We start from the raw sequence: 15,620 nt of genomic DNA, 5'->3' as shown, positions 1-15,620 counted from the left end.
CGTATGACCGACCCCGTCGACGTACCCATCACCGGCGAGCCGATCCGGCTCGGCCAGTTCCTCAAGCTCGCCGGCCTCGCGGAGGACGGCTCCCACGCGAAGGACCTGATCGACGCCGAGGAGGTCACGGTCAACGGCGAGGTGGAGACCCGCCGCGGCCGCCAGCTGACCGACGGCGACGTCGTGGCCGTCGGCCCCGACCGCGGCAAGGTCATCCTGGTCCGCTGACCCGGGCCTCAGCCCACGTTGGTCAGCGGCGGCAGCCCGAGCGACGCGGCGAGGCCGTCCAGCTCGCGCCGCACCGGGCCGGCCAGCGGGACGCCCAGCGCCCGGCACTGCTCGAGGTGCTGGGCCTCGCGCCAGCCGGGGTAGCGGATCGGGGCGCCGCCCTCCCAGCCGAGCATGCTGCCGAACAGGGCGCTCGCCGCGCGGTAGAAGCCGTCGGCGCTGCGCAGCGTCGTCGGCGCGATGGCCATCACCAGCAGGCCCGTGTCGTGTTCGTGGTCGGCGACGCCGGAGAGCACCCCGGCGAGGACCTCGACGAGCAGCGTGAACCCGGCCGCGGCCTCCTGCCCCGGGTGGTCCATGTCGAAGACGAACTCGGGGTACGCGCCACCCGGCGCGGCCATGCCCAGCGGGTTCATCGGCTGGCCGGGCTCACCGCCGGCCGCCAGCACCAGCCCGATCATCGCGTGCGGCAGGGCCCGCGCGGCGTGGTGCCCGGCCCGGCCGAACGGCCCGACCCCGCGCAGCGAGACGAGCCCGACGCCGAAGCGGCCGGCGCGCGTCACCGCGCGGTCCATCGCGTCGCCGACGGCCCAGAGGCCGGGCGCGCGCCGGTAATCGAGCAGCGCGGCGGCCCCGCGATCGGCGATCATCAACGGCTCGGCGTGCGGCACGACGTGGCCGTTCTTCACCAACGGCAGGTGGGTCCGGGTCAGCTCGGCGACGCCGGTGCCGGGCGAGCCGGTCAGGTCGCCGTGGCAGAGCGCTTCGGCGGCGATGCGGGCCCGCGCTTCCGGGAAGCCGTGGGCGGCGAAGACGTGTGCCACGAGGGTGACCAGCTCGTCGGCCCGCACGCGGGGCCAGGCCTGTTCCGGGATCGGGGTTTCTTGCCTCTTGTCGACGCCGGCTTCGAGGACGGCGGGTTCGGGGCGGGCGGAACGGAAGGGACGCGGTCTGAGGGGCACTACCCCGACATTGCCCAAGCGCGGGCGGCAGCGTCAACGACGTCGGCGACAGCCAACCCGACCGTGTGATCCGGACCTCCGCGGAGTCGTACCCTGGTCGGCATGTGCCGAAACATCACCACCCTCCGGGGACTGCAGCCGTCCGCGACGGACGAGGAGATCGAGGCCGCGGCCCGCCAGTACGTCCGCAAGGTGACCGGCGTGCAGTCCCTGTCGGACGCCACGCGCGAGCCGTTCGAAGCGGCCGTCGCGCAGATCACCGAGATCACCACGAGGCTGCTGGAGCAGCTGCCCGAACGCCGTCAGCCGCCGGCGACCGTGCCGCCGCTGCGCCGCCCCGAGGTGCGCGCCCGGATCGCCGCGAAGCAGCTGCGCCAGCCCTGATTTCGCGGCTCCGTTGCCGAAAACTGTCGGTGGGCCCGTTAGGGTGCGGGCATGAGCGGACAGGCGTTGGTGCTGGGTGGCGGCGGGGTCGCCGGGATCGCGTGGACCACAGGGTTGCTGGCCGGGCTGGCGGGTCACGGGCAGGACCTCACGGGCGCGGACCTGATCGTCGGCACGTCGGCGGGCGCGACGGTCGCCGCGCAGGTCACCAGCGGCGTGGCGCTGGCGGACCTCTTCGCGCGCCAGGCCGACCCGGCGCGGCAGACCCCGGAGATCCCGGCCGAGATCGACATGGAGAAGTTCGTCGCGGACTTCGGCGCCGCGTTCGAGGACGCCGGCTCGCCCGCCGAGGTGCGGCAGCGGGTCGGTGAGCTGGCACTGAGCGCCGAAACGGTGTCCGAAGCGGACCGCCGCGCGGTGATCGCCGCCCGCCTGCCGTCCCACGACTGGCCGGAGCAGCGCATCGTCCTGGTCGCGGTCGACGCGGAAACGGGCGAGCCGCGGCAGTTCGACCGCACGTCGGGCGTCAGCCTGGTCGACGCGGTGGCGGCCAGCTGCGCGGTCCCGGGCATCTGGCCCCCGACCACGATCGACGGCCGCCGCTACATCGACGGCGGCGTCCGCTCCGGCGAGAACGCGGACTACGCGTCGGGCGCCACGCGCGTCACGGTGGTCGCGCCGCTGGGCCTGGAATCGCCGTTGCCCGGCGAGAAAGCGCTGCTCACCGTACTGGAGGACTTGCGAAAGGCGGGCGCGGAGATCGCGGTGATCAGCCCGGACGAGGCTTCGGTCGCGGCGATCGGCCAGAACCCGCTGGACCCGTCGACCCGCACGCCGGCCGCGGAAGCGGGCCGAGCCCAAGGCACGGCGCTGACGCTCACCTGGAGCTGACTCGCCGACGCCGAAAGCCGGTCGGCTACCCTCGTGACCAGAGGTAGCGTGTCCGAGCGGCCGAAGGATCATGTCTTGAAAACATGCGAGGGGGAAACCTCTCCGTGGGTTCGAATCCCACCGCTACCGCAAGCAGACCGGGTGCGCGGCTGACGCGAAACCGCGTCAGCTCTCCACCTCGGTCAGGTGATCCAGCACCCGCCCGAAGGCCGAGGCGATCGTCGCCTGTTCTTCCGGGCTCAGCAGGTCGATCAGGTGCTCGCGCACGCCCTCGACGTGGGTCGGGGCCGCGGACTCCAGCAATCGCACGCCGTCTTCGGTCAGCTCCGTGATGACGCCGCGCTTGTCCTCCGGGTCGCGGACCCGCCGGACCACACCCGCGTCCTCGAGACGGCCGACCTGGTGCGAGAGCCGGCTCTTCGTCGAGCCCATCAGGGTCGCCAGCTCCGTCATCCGCATCCGGTGCGCCGGCTGCATCTCCAGGCAGACGAGCACCTCGTAGTCGGTCAGCGAGACGTCGTGCCGGTCGGCCAGCTCGCGATGCAGCCGCTGCCGCAGCCGCAACGTCGCGACGATGTAGGAGCGCCACGCATCAGACTCGGCTTCGTCCAACCACCGCACAGGCCGCTCCTCGGTCATAAGGCAGCGTAGAACGTTGATCAAGGGACCGCGCGGTCCGAGTCCGAGTTGTCTGCCGGTAAAAATACCGTCGCAACATCGCCCGAAGGTGGGGTTACGAAAAGGTTGAGACTCGGCCGGAAAAGGCGCATTCTGCTTGTCGGCGGACGTTGACCAGGGTATGGGCACGACAACGACGACGTGCCGGCCCGGCTCTCCGCCAGAGAGGTCAGGTGGTTGCGTGACGGGTGACTCTCGCGGTTGACCGCCAGCTGCGTCCCCGCGACCGGAACGGACACCTACCGGGTCGGTCGTGACCGAGGCGAACCAGCCTCACTGCGAACAGCTCCGTGCGGACTTCCCTGCGTTCACGCACTCGGCGTCGATCGGGCCTGTGTCAGGTCACGGTCTCAGCAACCGTGACGACAGCGCCTGAACGCCGGTCCGCTCGCGGCCAGCCGCTCTACAACGACAAACCTCGGTACAAGTCCTGGGCGCGGCCGCGAACGCCGCGCCCAGGCCCTTGTCCGGCTACGATCTCCCGCGTGAGATTCGACGACGACGCGGGCCTGGACGCTTCCGAAGTCCAGGACATGCGCGGCAGCGGTGGTGGGGGCGGCGGGATCGGCGGCCGCGTGGCGCTCGGTGGTGGTGGGCTCGGCGTGGTCGGGCTGATCATCTACTTCGTGATCTCGCAGCTCGGCGGGATCAGCCCGGGGGCGGTGAACCTGGGCAGCGGCGGCGGGCTCGGCAGCGTCGGCTCCGGGCAGCAGGTCGACAACTCCCAGCTCGCGAACACCTGCAAGACGGGCGCGGACGCGAACAAGAACCACGACTGCGCGATCGTCGCGATCGTCAACTCCGTCCAGGACTACTGGGCGCAGCAGTTCGCGCGCTCCGGCTCGACCTACCGGAAGGCGCCGACGAACTTCTTCAACGGCGGCGTCCGCACCGGGTGCGGCAGCGCCAGCTCGGACACCGGGCCGTTCTACTGCCCGGCCGACTCCGAGGTCTACATCGACCTGAGTTTCTTCAACGAGCTGAAGACGCGCTTCGGCGCGCAGGGCGGCCAGTTCACCGAGGCGTACGTGCTCGCCCACGAGTACGGCCACCACGTGCAGAACCTGCTCGGCACGTCGAAGAAGGGCACCGGCACCGGCCCGACGTCGGGCTCGGTCCGGCTCGAGCTGCAGGCCGACTGCTACGCCGGCGTCTGGGGCAACCACGCGACGACGACGCCGACCGACACCGGCAAGCCGCTGATCCTCGACATCACCCAGGACGACATCGCGTCCGCGCTGGACACGGCGTCCCGGATCGGCGACGACTACATCCAGACCAAGCTCGGCGGCGGGCAGGTGGACAGCTCGCAGTTCACCCACGGCACGTCCGCGCAGCGCAAGAAGTGGTTCACCACCGGCTTCCAGACCGGCGACCCGGCCCGCTGCGACACCTTCGGCGCCAGCAACCTGGGCTGAGGCATGACAAAGGGGCCGTCCCGAGTTCGGGACGGCCCCTTCTGTCTGTCCTCAGGAAGTCAGCGCGTGCGGGTCGCCGGCGACAGCGTGCGCGGAGAAGTTCCGCTGCCCGCTGCGTTCGGCGGCCTTCTGCTTGACGTTCTTGGCCTTGCCCGGCTTGACGCCGTTGATGCTCTCGGTGCTCGTCGCGTAGACGCCGAGGGACCAGGCGACGCCGTCCGCGTTGCGGTCCAGCGCGACCCGGTCGATGTTGCCCAGGTTGTCGCAGGCCTGGTGGTAACACGGGTCGAACGCGATGCCGGCCGTGCCGCCCCACTTCGCCGCCTGCGCCGGGGTCTTCAGGACCTCGGCGCCGGTGTCCAGGCCGCCGGCCGGGATGCCGACGGCGATGAACTCGCCGTAGTCCGAACGGCCGGTGAAGTCGGTGCCTTCGAGGGACACGCCCCGCGCGGCCTGCAGGTAGTCGACGAAGGTCTTCTCGATCTGCGCCGAGCCGTACGGGCCGGGGCCCGCGCCGACACCGTCGGAGTTGTCACCGTCGTAGGCGAAGTACCCGGCGTTCGGCGAGCCGATCATGTCGAAGTTCAGGTACAGCGCGATGTCGAGCTGCTGCTCGAAGCTCAGCGAGTCGACGTAGTAGGTCGAGCCGATCAGGCCGAACTCCTCCGCGCTCCAGAAGCCGAAGCGGACGGCGTTGTTGACCTTCGGGCTGCTCCCCAGCTGCAGCGCCGTCTCGAGCAGGGTCGCCGAGCCGGTGCCGTTGTCGTTGATGCCGGGGCCGGCCGGGACGCTGTCGAGGTGCGACCCGAGCATCACGACGTTGTCCTTGCGCCCGGACTTGGTCTCGGCGATGACGTTGTAGCTGGTCCGCGCCTCCTGGAAGGCCCGCAGCTCCAGTGTCACGAACTGGCCGCCCAGGGTCGCCAGCTGCGCGCCCGCGGCCGCGGTCACGCCGCCGGTCGGGATCTTCGCGCCGGCCGGGTCCCCGAGCGTCCCGTTCAGGTCGCCGTCGGTGTTGTTGTAGACGATGGCGCCGATCGCGCCGGCCGCCGCGGCTGTCGCCTGCTTCTGCGCGAACGAGCAGCCGCCGCGCTTGATCAGCGCGATCTTCCCCGCGACGTCGGCGGTGTAGTCGGTCGCCTCGCAGCCGCTGGTGTCGTCGACCGCGACGACCGAGAGGGGCGCGGTGATGCCGCCGACCGGCGTCGACGGGGTGTACTCCATCGCGATGACGGGCACGTTCGCGCCGCCGGCGGTCAGCTTCTCGGCCAGCGTTTGCGAGAAGGTGAAGGGGAACTCCTGACGGGTCACCTGGAAGCCGGCCGCCTCGAGCTTGGTGGCGATGTACTCGGCGGACTTCTTGTGGCCGTCGGTGCTCGCCGCCCGGTTCCCGCCGTTAGCGTCGGCGATGCGCTGCAGGGCGATCAGGTGGCGGTTGACGCCGTTGATGTCGACCTTCTTGACGAGCTGTTTCGCCAGGGCAGGGCCGTCGGGGACCGTGGTCGCGGCGGCGGCCGGGGTGAGGCCGAGCGCGAGTGTCGCGCAGGCGGCCAGGGCCACCGGCGGGACGAATCTCTTTCGGAAGAGTGACATGGTTGCTCACTTTTGTGCGATATGAGAGGTACGTCAATGCGTCATTCGGCGGGACTCTCACCCACCGGTATACGGTCGACACATGTACGCGATCACCATCCGTGAACCAGGTGACCCGGACGTCCTCGAGTGGACGGAGATCGCGGATCCGCGGCCCGGACCCGGCGAAGTCCTCCTCGACGTCGCGGCGAGCGCGGTCAACCGCGCCGACCTGCTGCAGCGGCAGGGGCACTATCCCCCGCCGCCCGGCGCCAGCGAGACGATCGGCCTGGAGTGCTCCGGCACGATCGCCGAGCTCGGTCCGGACGTCGAAGGGTGGAACGTCGGCGACGAGGTCTGCGCGCTGCTCGCCGGCGGCGGTTACGCGCAGAAGGTCGTCGTCCCGGCCGGGCAGCTGCTGCCGGTGCCGGGTGAGGTGGACGTCATCACCGCGGCCGGGCTGCCCGAGGTGGCCTGCACCGTGTGGGCGAACGTCGTGATGCACGCGAAGCTCACCGAGGGCGAGGTACTGCTGGTCCACGGCGGCGCCGGCGGCATCGGCACGCACGCGATCCAGGTCGGCAAGGCGCTCGGCGCGACCGTCGCCGTCACCGCGGGCTCGGCCGAGCGGCTCGAAAGCTGCCGCCAGCTCGGCGCCGACATCACGATCAACTACAAGGACGAGGACTTCGTCGAGGTGCTCCGCAAGGAGACCGGCGGCGCGGACGTCATCCTCGACAACATGGGCGCGTCCTACCTCGGCCGCAACGTCGACGTCCTCAAGTCCGACGGGCGGCTCGTGATCATCGGCATGCAGGGCGGGGTGAAGGGCGAGCTGAACGTCGGCGCCATGCTCGGGAAGCGCGCCGAAGTGTTCGCCGCGGGGCTGCGGTTCCGGCCCCTGGACCAGAAGGCGGCGATCGTCGCCGACGTCCGGGAACGCTTGTGGCCGCTGGTTTCCGAAGGCGCCGTCAAGCCGATCATCGGCCAGGTCATCCCGATGTCCGAAGCCGCGTCCGCGCACCGCGCCATGGAAGAGGGCAGCGTGTTCGGGAAGATCCTGCTGACCGCGAAGTCCTAGCGCAGCTCTTCGAGCACCCGCACGAGCTGGTTGATCTCGAAGACGTTGGAGTAGTGGGCGAGCCCGATCCGCACGGCGCCGCCCACTTCTCCGACGCCGAGGGACGCGAAGACGCCGGCCGCTCCGTCGTCGGCGAACGCACACAACCCTTGTGAGGCCAGGTATTCGGCGACTTCCGGCGACTTCTTGCCGGCGACGGCGAAGGCGAGCGCGGGGATCCGGCGCATGGCGTTGCCGATGACCATGATGTGCCGCAGCGACAGCAGCTCGGTGGACAGCTGCGCGAGCAGCCCGGCGTGGTACGACTTCGCCGAGCCGAGCGAGGTGACGAGGCGTTCGCGCCGCGACCCGGAGGCCGCGTCGTCGAGGCCCGCGAGGTAGTCGATCGACGCGATCAACCCGGCCAGCAGCGGGTAGGCGTGCGGACCCAACTCGAGCCGGGCCGCGCCGCGCGCGCCGGGGTCGAGCGAGACGGACGGGATGCGTTCGATCAGTTCGGGGTCGCGGAACACCAGCGCGCCCACCGAAGGGCCGCCCCAGGCCTGCGCGGACACGACCATGACGTCGGCGCCGAGAGCGTTGATGTCCAGGGGCAGGAACGGCGCGGCGTACGTGGCGTCGACGACGACGAGCGCGCCGACGCGCTTGGCGAACTCGATGATCGTCGGCACGTCCGGGCGGGTGCCGACCGAGCCCGACGCGAGCGTGACCGCGACGGCCTTCGTGCGCGCCGAGACGAGCTGCTCGTACTGCCACGCGGGCAGCTCACAGGTCTCGATGTCGATCTCGCCCCAGCGCACGACCGCGCCGACGCGCTTCGCGGCGCGCTGCCACGGCGCGAGGTTGGCCTGTTCGTCGAGCCGGGAGACGACGACCTCGTCGCCGATCGTCCAGCGTTCGGCGAGCGCGTCACAGAGGCGGCGCAGCATCACCGGCGAACTGGGTCCGAGCACGACGGCGGCCGGGTCGGCACCGACCAGGTCGGCCACGGCCCTGCGGGCCGCGGTCACGATGCTGTCCGCGCGCTGTGAGGCCGGAAACGCTCCACCCGGCCCCGACACCGGGGCGCGCATCGCCGTCGAAACGGCCGAAGCGACCTGTTCCGGGACCAGCATTCCGGCGGCGCCGTCGAAGTGGATCCAGCCGTCACCCAGCGCGGGAAAGAGCCCACGGATACGAGCGACGTCGAACGCCATGGGGACACCGTACGGACGTGCGGTTTCGCCGTGCGTCCGGGGTTGGGTGGAGAGCCACCGGGAACGCCGATTGCGGCTACGCTCGGAGACGGACACCCCTCGGGTGTCGCGGAGCGTGTTGAAGGCAAGCCAGGATGGAGCACATGACCGAGCCGAACTTCCGGGAATCGGGCACAGCGGGTGACGCCGGCCACGAATCTTCACCCCACGTGGTGGTAGTAGGACCGGACGGCGAGCCGCTCGAAGGCGCGGAGCACGCCGAGGCGGTGGGCGAGCTCATCGAAGAGCCGGCCAAGGTGATGCGGATCGGCACGATGATCAAGCAGCTCCTGGAGGAGGTCCGCGCGGCCCCGCTCGACGACGCCTCCCGGACCCGCGTGCGCGAGATCCACCAGACGTCGGTGAAGGAGCTGTCGAACTCGCTCGCACCGGAGCTGCGCGACGAGCTGGAGCGCCTGGTCCACCCGTTCACCGACGACTCGACGCCGTCGGACGCGGAGCTGCGGATCGCGCAGGCGCAGCTGGTGGGCTGGCTGGAGGGGTTGTTCAGCGGAATACAGACCGCGCTGTTCGCCCAGCAGATGGCGGCACGGGTCCAGCTGGAGCAGATGCGCCGGGGACTGCCCGCGGGTCCCTCGGCCGGCGGCGTCGGTGGCATCGGCGGGCCGGGGCTCGAGGGGCACGGGCCGGGGATTTCGGGGACCGGGCAGTACCTCTGAAGTTTGTCCGTTAAGGCTCTCGCCCAGGTCTTGTGGCCGATGCCGGGTCTTGAGGTCCGCGGTGTGGCTGTTGTCTGGCGCCGGGTGGTCGAATGCCGTGAAGGCCCCCTTGAGGGACTCTATGTCCCTCAAGGGGGCCTTCACGGCATTTCTGGGTCTCCCCTGGGGTGCTGGGTCTCCGTCTCGACGCTCGGCTCGGCTCGGCTCGGCTCGGCTCGGCTCGGCTCGGCTCGGAGCAGGTTGTCCACAGGCTTGCCGTCTTGTGGACAACTCCTGTGGACAACCCGCTTTCCGAGGGGTCCGGCCCGGGGGTGCCGATAGACTGGACGTGGGGACGCCCCCCTGGGGAGGGCGGGGGGCGCTGGTCGGCCGGCTCAGCGCAAGCCGCGGAAGAACCTGCGGATGTCGCCGATCAGGGCGTCCGGTTCCTCCAGTGCCGGGAAGTGGCCGCCGCTCGGGAACTCCGTCCAGTGGACGATCTTGTCCGTGCGCTCCGCCAGGGCCCGGATCGGCAGGCCGATGTCGTTCGGGAATACGCCCACGCCCGTCGGGACCGTGTTCGGCGGCGGCGGTGCGCCCCACGCCCCCGTCAGCGCCGCGTACAGCCGCGCCGAGGAGTTGGCCGTCTCCGTGAACCAGTAGATCGAGACGTCCGTCAGGAGGTCGTCGCGGTCGATGAGGTCTTCCGTGGTGTTCGAAAACGAGCGGAACTTCTCCGCGATCCACGCCAGCTGGCCCGCCGGGGAGTCGTGCAGGCCGTACGCCAGGGTCTGCGGCTTCGTCGACTGGATCATCGCGTAACCCGTGCCCGTGTAAGAAAACCGCTGCCCCTTCTCCAGCGAACGCCGGCCCGCCGCGACGTCCGGCAGGCCTTCCAGGTCCGCTTCGCTCCGGGCCACCGCGAACGGCAGCATCGTCACGTGGATCCCCAGGACCCGCGCGGGGAACTGGACCGCCAGTTCGCGCGAGATGATCGCGCCCCAGTCGCCGCCGTGGGCGCCGAACTCCTCGTAACCCAGGCGGGTCATCAGTTCCGCGAACGCCCGCGCGACGCGGTCCGGGCCCCAGTCCGGCGTCGGCGTCGGGCCGGAGAAGCCGTAACCCGGGATCGACGGCACCACCACGTTCAGCGCGTCCGCGGGGTCGCCGCCGTAGGCCCGTGGGTCCGTCAACGGCCCGATGACGTCGAGGAATTCGACGATCGAGCCCGGCCAGCCGTGCGTGAGCAGCACCGGCGTCGCGTCCGGCTCCGGCGACACCACGTGCAGGAAGTGCACGTTCGTGCCGTCGATGGTCGTAGTGAACTGCGGGAAGCCGTTGAGCCGCGCTTCCTGCGCCCGCCAGTCGAAGCCCAGCCGCCAGTACTCCGCCAGCTCACGCACGTAGTCGACCGGCGCGCCCAGCCGCCACCCCGTGCCGGCGGGCTGGTCGGGCCAGCGGGTGTTCGCGAGCCGCGCGCGGAGGTCGTCCAGGTCGGACTGCGGGACGTCGATGCGGAACGGGGTGATCGTCATGCCACGACCCTAGGAACGATCGCGGACAGGGACGGTCCTCGATCAGAGAAAATCGAGGACCCGATCCACGCCGCGACCATCCACTGTGGACGATGCCGTCGCGGACAGCGTCCGGCGGAGCTCGGCGTCGGAGAGCAGTTCGCGCAGCACCGCCGTCACCTCCGGCAGCCGCGAGGCGAGCGAATCCGCGTGGCCCAGCCCGGCCGCGAGACCCAAGTCCAGCGCGGCCCGGTAGCCGGCCTCCTGGTTGGCCACCAGCTGCACGGCCGCCGTCGGGACGCCGAGGCAGCACAGCTCCACGAACGTGACCCCGGCCGCGCTGACGGCGACGTCGGTGGTCGCGAGCAGCTCCGGCAACGCCGGGCTCGGCGCCGCGACCCGGATCGACTGGTCCGGCCGCAACGCGGGCAGCGCGGGCTCACCCCGTACCAGCACGTCCGCCACGAACGGCAGCTCCGTGTCGCGAAGGGCGCGAAGCAGCAGCTCGATCGTCTTCGTCCACTCGGCGCCGCCACCGAGGACCACCGTGACGTGCAGCGGCGGCGCGGCGGATACCCGGTGCGTGCGCAGGACGACGTCCCGCAGCGGTGCGTAGGCGATTCCGCGCAGCAGGACGTCCGAGCCGTCGTCCGGCCGCGGCCCGGGCGCGAACCCCGAGTCGACGACGACGTCGGCGGGCCGGCGGCCGAACACGTCGTCCTCGATCGAGACGAGCTTCGCCCCGGCCGCGTTGACCTCTTCGCGCAGGTCACCGAGGCCGTAGTGGTCGACGACCACCGCGTCGAACCCCACCGCGTCGAACCCGGACGGGTCCGGAGTCCCGGCCCGCGCCACCCCCAGCTCGTCGAACCGCGTCGCGAGCCATTCGGCGTTCGCCGTGCTCCCGGCGAAGGAGACCTGCCAGCCCCGCGCCACCGCGCGCTCGGCGTAGGCGACCACCCGCGCGATGTGGCCGGCGCCGATCGACGCCGACGAGTCCGCCCGCAGGAGCAGCTTCACCGCCCGACCTTCTTCTGCTCGACCTCGGCGTTCAGCGCCACCAGGTCCGGCCGCGACCGCAGCAGCGCGACCACGGACCGCCAGTCGCCGACGCGATCGCCCAGCTCGGCCACCACCGCCTCCAGAAGCGCCCAGTCCTCAGCGGTGTCCAACGTCACCCGCAGGTCGCCGGCCGCCGGGCTCACCACGATCCCGGTGCACGAATAGCGCGCAGGCTGCGAATAGACGCCCGAGGTCACGTGCTCCCGGTCCGCTCCGGTCGCGGTAGAAATCTGTTCCGCCAGAACGGAAGCGCGCACCAGCTCGGCGTCGAACCCGCGCGGCAGGGTCCGGACGAGGGTCGTGCTGACGTAGTCGAGCGACGGCTGGGCGCGCCAGAGCGTCGCCAGCTGGCCGATCAGCGACGGGTCCAGCAGCGGGCAGTCCGCGGTGAGCCTGATCACGGCGTCGGCCGGGTGTTCCCGGAGGGCCAGCCCGAACCGCGCGAGGACGTCGTCCAAGGGGCCTCGGACCACCGAAGCGCCGCACCGCGCGGCCTCGGCGGCGACGTCGTCGTCCGAAGCGTCCGACGAGGTCGCGACGATCACCTGGTCCACGCCGGGAGCGGCCGCCGCGGCCCGGACGACCCAGCCCAGCACGCTGCGGCCGGCGAGCGGGCGCAGCACCTTGCCGGGCAGCCGGGTCGACGTCGACCGGGCCTGGATGACGGCGTTGACCCCGGGCACTGCACGCATGGGTGACATGATGTCCGACGGCACCCAACCCCGAACGCGGAGGTCAACGATGTCCGAGCTGGATGGCTCCAGCATCCTGCTCACGGGCGGGACCGGTTCCTTCGGCAAGGCGTTCATCGCGCACGCCCTCGCCGAACTGAACCCGAGCCGGCTGGTCGTGCTCTCCCGCGACGAGCTCAAGCAGTACGAAGCCCGGCAGTTGTTCAACGACGACCCGCGGCTGCGCTGGTTCATCGGCGACGTCCGCGACCGGCGCCGGCTCGAGCGCGCCATGCACGGCGTCGACTACGTCGTGCACGCCGCCGCGCTCAAGCAGGTCGACACCGGTGAGTACAACCCGTTCGAGTTCGTCCAGACCAACGTCATGGGCTCGCAGAACGTGATCGAGGCCGCGATCGACACGGGCGTCAAGAAGGTCGTCGCGCTGTCGACGGACAAGGCGTCCAGCCCGATCAACCTCTACGGCGCCACGAAACTGTGCGCCGACCGGATGTTCATCAGCGGCAACCACTACGCGGCCGCACACGTGACCCGCTTCTCCGTGGTCCGCTACGGCAACGTGATGGGCTCGCGCGGCAGCGTCATCCCGTTCTTCCGCAAGCTCGCCGAGCAGGGCGAGTCGCTGCCGATCACGCACAAGGAGATGACCCGCTTCTGGATCACGCTCCCGCAGGCCGTGCGGTTCGTCGTCGACTCGTTCGACCAGATGCGCGGCGGTGAGCTGTACGTGCCGCGGATCCCGAGCATGCGGCTGGTCGACCTGGCGCAGGCGATCGCGCCGGGCAGCGAGATGCACGAGGTCGGCATCCGGCCCGGCGAGAAGCTGCACGAGGAGATGATCGCGCCGGACGACGCGCGCCGGACGGTCCAGCTGGCCGACCGCTACGTCGTCCAGCCGCACCTCGCGGGCTGGGGTTACGAGTCGCCGGCGGACGGCAAGCCGATGCCCGACGGGTTCGCCTACCGCTCCGACACGAACGACCTGTGGCTGGACGCGCAGGAGCTGCGCGAACTGGTCGAGCAGTATGGCTGAGTCCGATGCAGCCTCCGCGGGAAAGAGTGCGTCGGCTGAGCCGTTTCTCCCGTACGGCCGCCAGTCGATCAGTGACGCGGACATCGAGGCGGTCGTCGCGGTGCTGCGCGGCGATTGGCTGACCACCGGGCCCGCCGTCCAGCAGTTCGAGACGGACCTGGCGGCGCACACCGGCGGCACCCCGGCGGTCGCCGTGACGTCGGGAACCGCCGCGTTGCACGTCGCGTACGCGGCGGCCGACATCAAGCCGGGTGACGAGGTCGTCACGAGCCCGATGACGTTCGTCGCGACCGCCGCCACCGCGGCGCTGTTCGGCGCCAAGGTCGTCTTCGCCGACGTCGAAGCGGACACCGGGAACCTTTCGGTCGAAGCGGCCGCCGCCGCGGTGACCGAGCGCACGAAGGTCGTCGCCGCGGTCGACTACGCGGGTCACCCCGCGGAGCTGGACGCCCTCGGCAAGCTCGCGCACGACGCCGGCGCCCTGCTGCTCGAAGACGCGGCGCACTCCGTCGGCGGCGCGTGGCAAGGACGCGCCGTGGGCTCGATCGCCGACCTGACGACGTTCTCGTTCTTCCCGACCAAGAACCTCACCACCGCCGAGGGCGGCGCGGTCGTCACCCCGGACGCGCACCTGCTGGACCGCGCCCGGAAGTTCCGCAACCACGGCCTGGTCCGCGACCGCGCCGAGCAGCGCTACCCGGACGAAGGCGCCTGGCACCAGGAAGTCCACGAGTTCGGGCTGAACTACCGCCTGCCGGACGTCCTCTGCGCGCTCGGCAGCAGCCAGCTCACCCGGCTCGGCGAGTTCAAGAAGCGCCGCGCCGAGATCCACGCCCGCTACAGCGCGGCGTTCGCGGACGTCGGCGGCGTCGCGACCCCGCCGAGCCGCCCGGGCGCCGATCCCGTGTGGCACCTCTACCCGCTGCGGGTGCTGGAAGGCCGGCGCAAGGCGCTGTTCGAGCACCTGCGCGGCGTCGGGATCGGCGTCCAGGTCAACTACATCCCGGCGTACTGGCACCCGGTGTTCGAGGACCTCGGCTACCGGCGCGGGCTCTGCCCGAACGCCGAGGCGTACTACGAGCAGGAGCTCTCGCTGCCGCTGTTCCCGTCGCTGACCGACGCCGACGTCGACCGCGTCGTCGACGCCGTGCGCGACTTCTTCTAGACGAGGTCCCAGGTCAGGGGCGTCCCCTTCGCGGCGTCGACGCGGAAGGTGCGCCCTGCCACGGCCGTGATCTCGGCCGGGGCCAGTCCGCCGGCGGGCCGGATCGACCGCACGTTCGCCGTCGTCACCTCGTCCCCGGCCCGGACGTCTTCGACGACGTAGAGGGACCGGCGCAGCCGCAGGCCTTCCTTCTCGCTCTCGCGCGGGCCCAGCACGGGCTCGCCCAGCGCTTCCCACGCCCGGTGCGTCTCGGTCACCAGCCCCGCCAGTTCCAGCGGCTCCAGGGAGAACTCCGAGTCGACGCCGCCGTCCGCACGGGCGAGCGTGACGTGCTTCTCGATGGCCACCGCGCCCAGCGCGACAGCCGCGACCGGCGCGCCGATGCCCGGCGTGTGGTCCGACAGCCCCACCAGCGTCTGCGTCAGGCCCGCCAGCAACGGCAGGCCACGCAGGTTGCTCTCCCGCGGCGACGCCGGGTAGCTCGCCGTGCAGCCGAGCACGATCAGCTGGTCGTTGCCCGCCGCGCGGGCGGTGCGGACGGCGGCGTCGATCTCGGCGACGTTCGCCATGCCGGTCGAGATGACCAGCGGCTTGCCGGTGCGGGCGCAGAGGTCGATGAGCGGCAGGTCGACGATCTCGGACGACGCGATCTTGTACGCCGGCGCGTCCAGCGACTCCAGCAGCTCGACCGCGGTCGGGTCGAACGGGCTGGAGAAGATCTCCAGGCCCTTCGCACGGGCGCGCTCGAAGATCGGCGCGTGCCACTCCCACGGCGTGTGGGCCTTTTCGTACAGTTTGTACAGATTTTCGCCGCCCCACAGGGAATGCGAATCGCCGATCCGGAACGCCGGGGTGTCGACGTCGATCGTGATCGTGTCCGGGCGGTAGGTCTGCAGCTTGACCGCGTGCGCGCCGGTTTCGGCGATGGCGTCGACGATGGCCAGCGCCCGGTCGAGGTCGCCGTTGTGGTTGCCGGACATCTCGGCGATCACGAACGGCGGGTGGCCCGGACCGATCTGGTGCGCGCCGAACCGGATGTCGTGCAT

At 71.2% G+C, this 15,620-nt stretch carries 16 protein-coding genes and 1 tRNA gene; 9 read left to right on the top strand and 8 right to left on the bottom strand.

The genetic code is table 11. From position 1 onward, the window contains the following. Window positions 1-3: 3 nt before the first annotated feature. On the top strand, window positions 4-228 hold the full coding sequence (locus OHS18_RS32240; protein WP_328446256.1) for an RNA-binding S4 domain-containing protein: 225 nt from the start codon (window positions 4-6) through the stop codon (window positions 226-228). 8 nt (window positions 229-236) lie between these two features. Here the strand turns inward: OHS18_RS32240 and OHS18_RS32235 are convergent, their stop codons facing one another. Beyond that, window positions 237-1,190 (bottom strand): Ldh family oxidoreductase, encoded by a 954-nt coding sequence (locus OHS18_RS32235; RefSeq protein ID WP_328446258.1) that lies wholly within the window; start codon window positions 1,188-1,190, stop codon window positions 237-239. Between the two features lie 102 nt (window positions 1,191-1,292). Here OHS18_RS32235 and OHS18_RS32230 point away from each other — a divergent pair, with 102 nt between their 5' ends. From OHS18_RS32230 to OHS18_RS32220, 3 genes are all read left to right on the top strand, one after another. Then, entirely contained in the window at window positions 1,293-1,574 is a 282-nt protein-coding gene (locus OHS18_RS32230) for a DUF2277 domain-containing protein (RefSeq protein WP_328446260.1), read from the top strand. 51 nt (window positions 1,575-1,625) lie between these two features. Continuing rightward, window positions 1,626-2,465 carry a patatin-like phospholipase family protein gene (locus OHS18_RS32225; protein ID WP_328446262.1) on the top strand — a complete coding sequence of 280 codons (840 nt, stop codon included), beginning with the start codon at window positions 1,626-1,628 and terminating at the stop codon, window positions 2,463-2,465. Between the two features lie 42 nt (window positions 2,466-2,507). Next, a tRNA-Ser gene (locus OHS18_RS32220) sits at window positions 2,508-2,594 on the top strand. Between the two features lie 36 nt (window positions 2,595-2,630). Here the strand turns inward: OHS18_RS32220 and OHS18_RS32215 are convergent. Next, entirely contained in the window at window positions 2,631-3,104 is a 474-nt protein-coding gene (locus OHS18_RS32215; RefSeq protein ID WP_328446264.1) for a MarR family winged helix-turn-helix transcriptional regulator, read from the bottom strand. A gap of 524 nt (window positions 3,105-3,628) precedes the next feature. On the opposite strand from OHS18_RS32215, the gene ypfJ reads away from it, so the two are divergent. After that, entirely contained in the window at window positions 3,629-4,561 is a 933-nt protein-coding gene (gene ypfJ, locus OHS18_RS32210) for a KPN_02809 family neutral zinc metallopeptidase (protein ID WP_328446266.1), read from the top strand. 51 nt (window positions 4,562-4,612) lie between these two features. Here ypfJ and OHS18_RS32205 read toward each other — a convergent pair whose 3' ends face one another. After that, window positions 4,613-6,154, bottom strand: coding sequence for a M28 family metallopeptidase (locus tag OHS18_RS32205; RefSeq protein ID WP_328613411.1), 1,542 nt, complete (start codon window positions 6,152-6,154; stop codon window positions 4,613-4,615). An 82-nt stretch (window positions 6,155-6,236) separates the two neighbouring features. Between OHS18_RS32205 and OHS18_RS32200 the strand changes: the two genes are divergently transcribed. Next, complete coding sequence (locus OHS18_RS32200; RefSeq protein ID WP_328446271.1) at window positions 6,237-7,214, top strand: NAD(P)H-quinone oxidoreductase; 978 nt, start codon at window positions 6,237-6,239, stop codon at window positions 7,212-7,214. Here OHS18_RS32200 and OHS18_RS32195 read toward each other — a convergent pair. Continuing rightward, window positions 7,211-8,410: a cysteine desulfurase-like protein gene (locus tag OHS18_RS32195; RefSeq protein WP_328446273.1), complete on the bottom strand. Its 1,200-nt coding sequence runs from the start codon at window positions 8,408-8,410 to the stop codon at window positions 7,211-7,213. The two genes, OHS18_RS32200 and OHS18_RS32195, sit on opposite strands and share 4 nt — an antisense overlap. A gap of 134 nt (window positions 8,411-8,544) precedes the next feature. Between OHS18_RS32195 and OHS18_RS32190 the strand changes: the two genes are divergently transcribed. Next, entirely contained in the window at window positions 8,545-9,129 is a 585-nt protein-coding gene (locus tag OHS18_RS32190) for a bacterial proteasome activator family protein (RefSeq protein ID WP_328446275.1), read from the top strand. Window positions 9,130-9,503: 374 nt separating this feature from the next. Here OHS18_RS32190 and OHS18_RS32185 read toward each other — a convergent pair whose 3' ends face one another. Genes OHS18_RS32185 through OHS18_RS32175 form a run of 3 tightly spaced genes read right to left on the bottom strand, consistent with a single transcriptional unit; the run spans window position 9,504 to window position 12,376 of the window. Beyond that, window positions 9,504-10,643, bottom strand: coding sequence for an epoxide hydrolase family protein (locus OHS18_RS32185; RefSeq protein WP_328613410.1), 1,140 nt, complete (start codon window positions 10,641-10,643; stop codon window positions 9,504-9,506). A gap of 42 nt (window positions 10,644-10,685) precedes the next feature. Further along, window positions 10,686-11,642, bottom strand: coding sequence for a spore coat protein (locus OHS18_RS32180; protein WP_328613409.1), 957 nt, complete (start codon window positions 11,640-11,642; stop codon window positions 10,686-10,688). Next, on the bottom strand, window positions 11,639-12,376 hold the full coding sequence (locus OHS18_RS32175) for a glycosyltransferase family protein (RefSeq protein WP_328613408.1): 738 nt from the start codon (window positions 12,374-12,376) through the stop codon (window positions 11,639-11,641). Before OHS18_RS32175 ends, OHS18_RS32180 begins: the two co-directional genes overlap by 4 nt. 49 nt (window positions 12,377-12,425) lie before the next feature. Between OHS18_RS32175 and pseB the strand changes: the two genes are divergently transcribed. After that, complete coding sequence (pseB, locus tag OHS18_RS32170; protein WP_328446283.1) at window positions 12,426-13,409, top strand: UDP-N-acetylglucosamine 4,6-dehydratase (inverting); 984 nt, start codon at window positions 12,426-12,428, stop codon at window positions 13,407-13,409. Next, entirely contained in the window at window positions 13,402-14,574 is a 1,173-nt protein-coding gene (gene pseC / locus OHS18_RS32165; RefSeq protein WP_328613407.1) for a UDP-4-amino-4,6-dideoxy-N-acetyl-beta-L-altrosamine transaminase, read from the top strand. The genes pseB and pseC overlap by 8 nt, the downstream gene beginning before the upstream one ends. On the opposite strand, the gene pseI is transcribed toward pseC, so the two are convergent. Continuing rightward, window positions 14,571-15,620 carry a pseudaminic acid synthase gene (pseI, locus tag OHS18_RS32160; protein WP_328613406.1) on the bottom strand — a complete coding sequence of 350 codons (1,050 nt, stop codon included), beginning with the start codon at window positions 15,618-15,620 and terminating at the stop codon, window positions 14,571-14,573. The genes pseC and pseI overlap by 4 nt on opposite strands.

This window comes from Amycolatopsis sp. NBC_00355 (assembly GCF_036104975.1).
Classification (GTDB): domain Bacteria; phylum Actinomycetota; class Actinomycetes; order Mycobacteriales; family Pseudonocardiaceae; genus Amycolatopsis.
The sequence above is the reverse complement of the archived record's forward strand: the minus strand, read 5'-3'. Positions and strand labels throughout refer to the sequence as shown.

Excerpts from the sequence above, each read along its gene's own strand:
- pseI (WP_328613406.1), bottom strand. The coding sequence starts at position 15,620 with ATGCACGACATCCGGTTCGGCGCGCACCAGATCGGTCCGGGCCACCCG.
- OHS18_RS32205 (WP_328613411.1), bottom strand. The coding sequence starts at position 6,154 with ATGTCACTCTTCCGAAAGAGATTCGTCCCGCCGGTGGCCCTGGCCGCC.
- OHS18_RS32200 (WP_328446271.1), top strand. The coding sequence starts at position 6,237 with ATGTACGCGATCACCATCCGTGAACCAGGTGACCCGGACGTCCTCGAG.
- OHS18_RS32185 (WP_328613410.1), bottom strand. The coding sequence starts at position 10,643 with ATGACGATCACCCCGTTCCGCATCGACGTCCCGCAGTCCGACCTGGAC.
- OHS18_RS32215 (WP_328446264.1), bottom strand. The coding sequence starts at position 3,104 with ATGACCGAGGAGCGGCCTGTGCGGTGGTTGGACGAAGCCGAGTCTGAT.
- pseC (WP_328613407.1), top strand. The coding sequence starts at position 13,402 with ATGGCTGAGTCCGATGCAGCCTCCGCGGGAAAGAGTGCGTCGGCTGAG.
- OHS18_RS32225 (WP_328446262.1), top strand. The coding sequence starts at position 1,626 with ATGAGCGGACAGGCGTTGGTGCTGGGTGGCGGCGGGGTCGCCGGGATC.
- OHS18_RS32190 (WP_328446275.1), top strand. The coding sequence starts at position 8,545 with ATGGAGCACATGACCGAGCCGAACTTCCGGGAATCGGGCACAGCGGGT.
- OHS18_RS32230 (WP_328446260.1), top strand. The coding sequence starts at position 1,293 with ATGTGCCGAAACATCACCACCCTCCGGGGACTGCAGCCGTCCGCGACG.
- pseB (WP_328446283.1), top strand. The coding sequence starts at position 12,426 with ATGTCCGAGCTGGATGGCTCCAGCATCCTGCTCACGGGCGGGACCGGT.
- OHS18_RS32195 (WP_328446273.1), bottom strand. The coding sequence starts at position 8,410 with ATGGCGTTCGACGTCGCTCGTATCCGTGGGCTCTTTCCCGCGCTGGGT.
- OHS18_RS32240 (WP_328446256.1), top strand. The coding sequence starts at position 4 with ATGACCGACCCCGTCGACGTACCCATCACCGGCGAGCCGATCCGGCTC.
- OHS18_RS32175 (WP_328613408.1), bottom strand. The coding sequence starts at position 12,376 with ATGCGTGCAGTGCCCGGGGTCAACGCCGTCATCCAGGCCCGGTCGACG.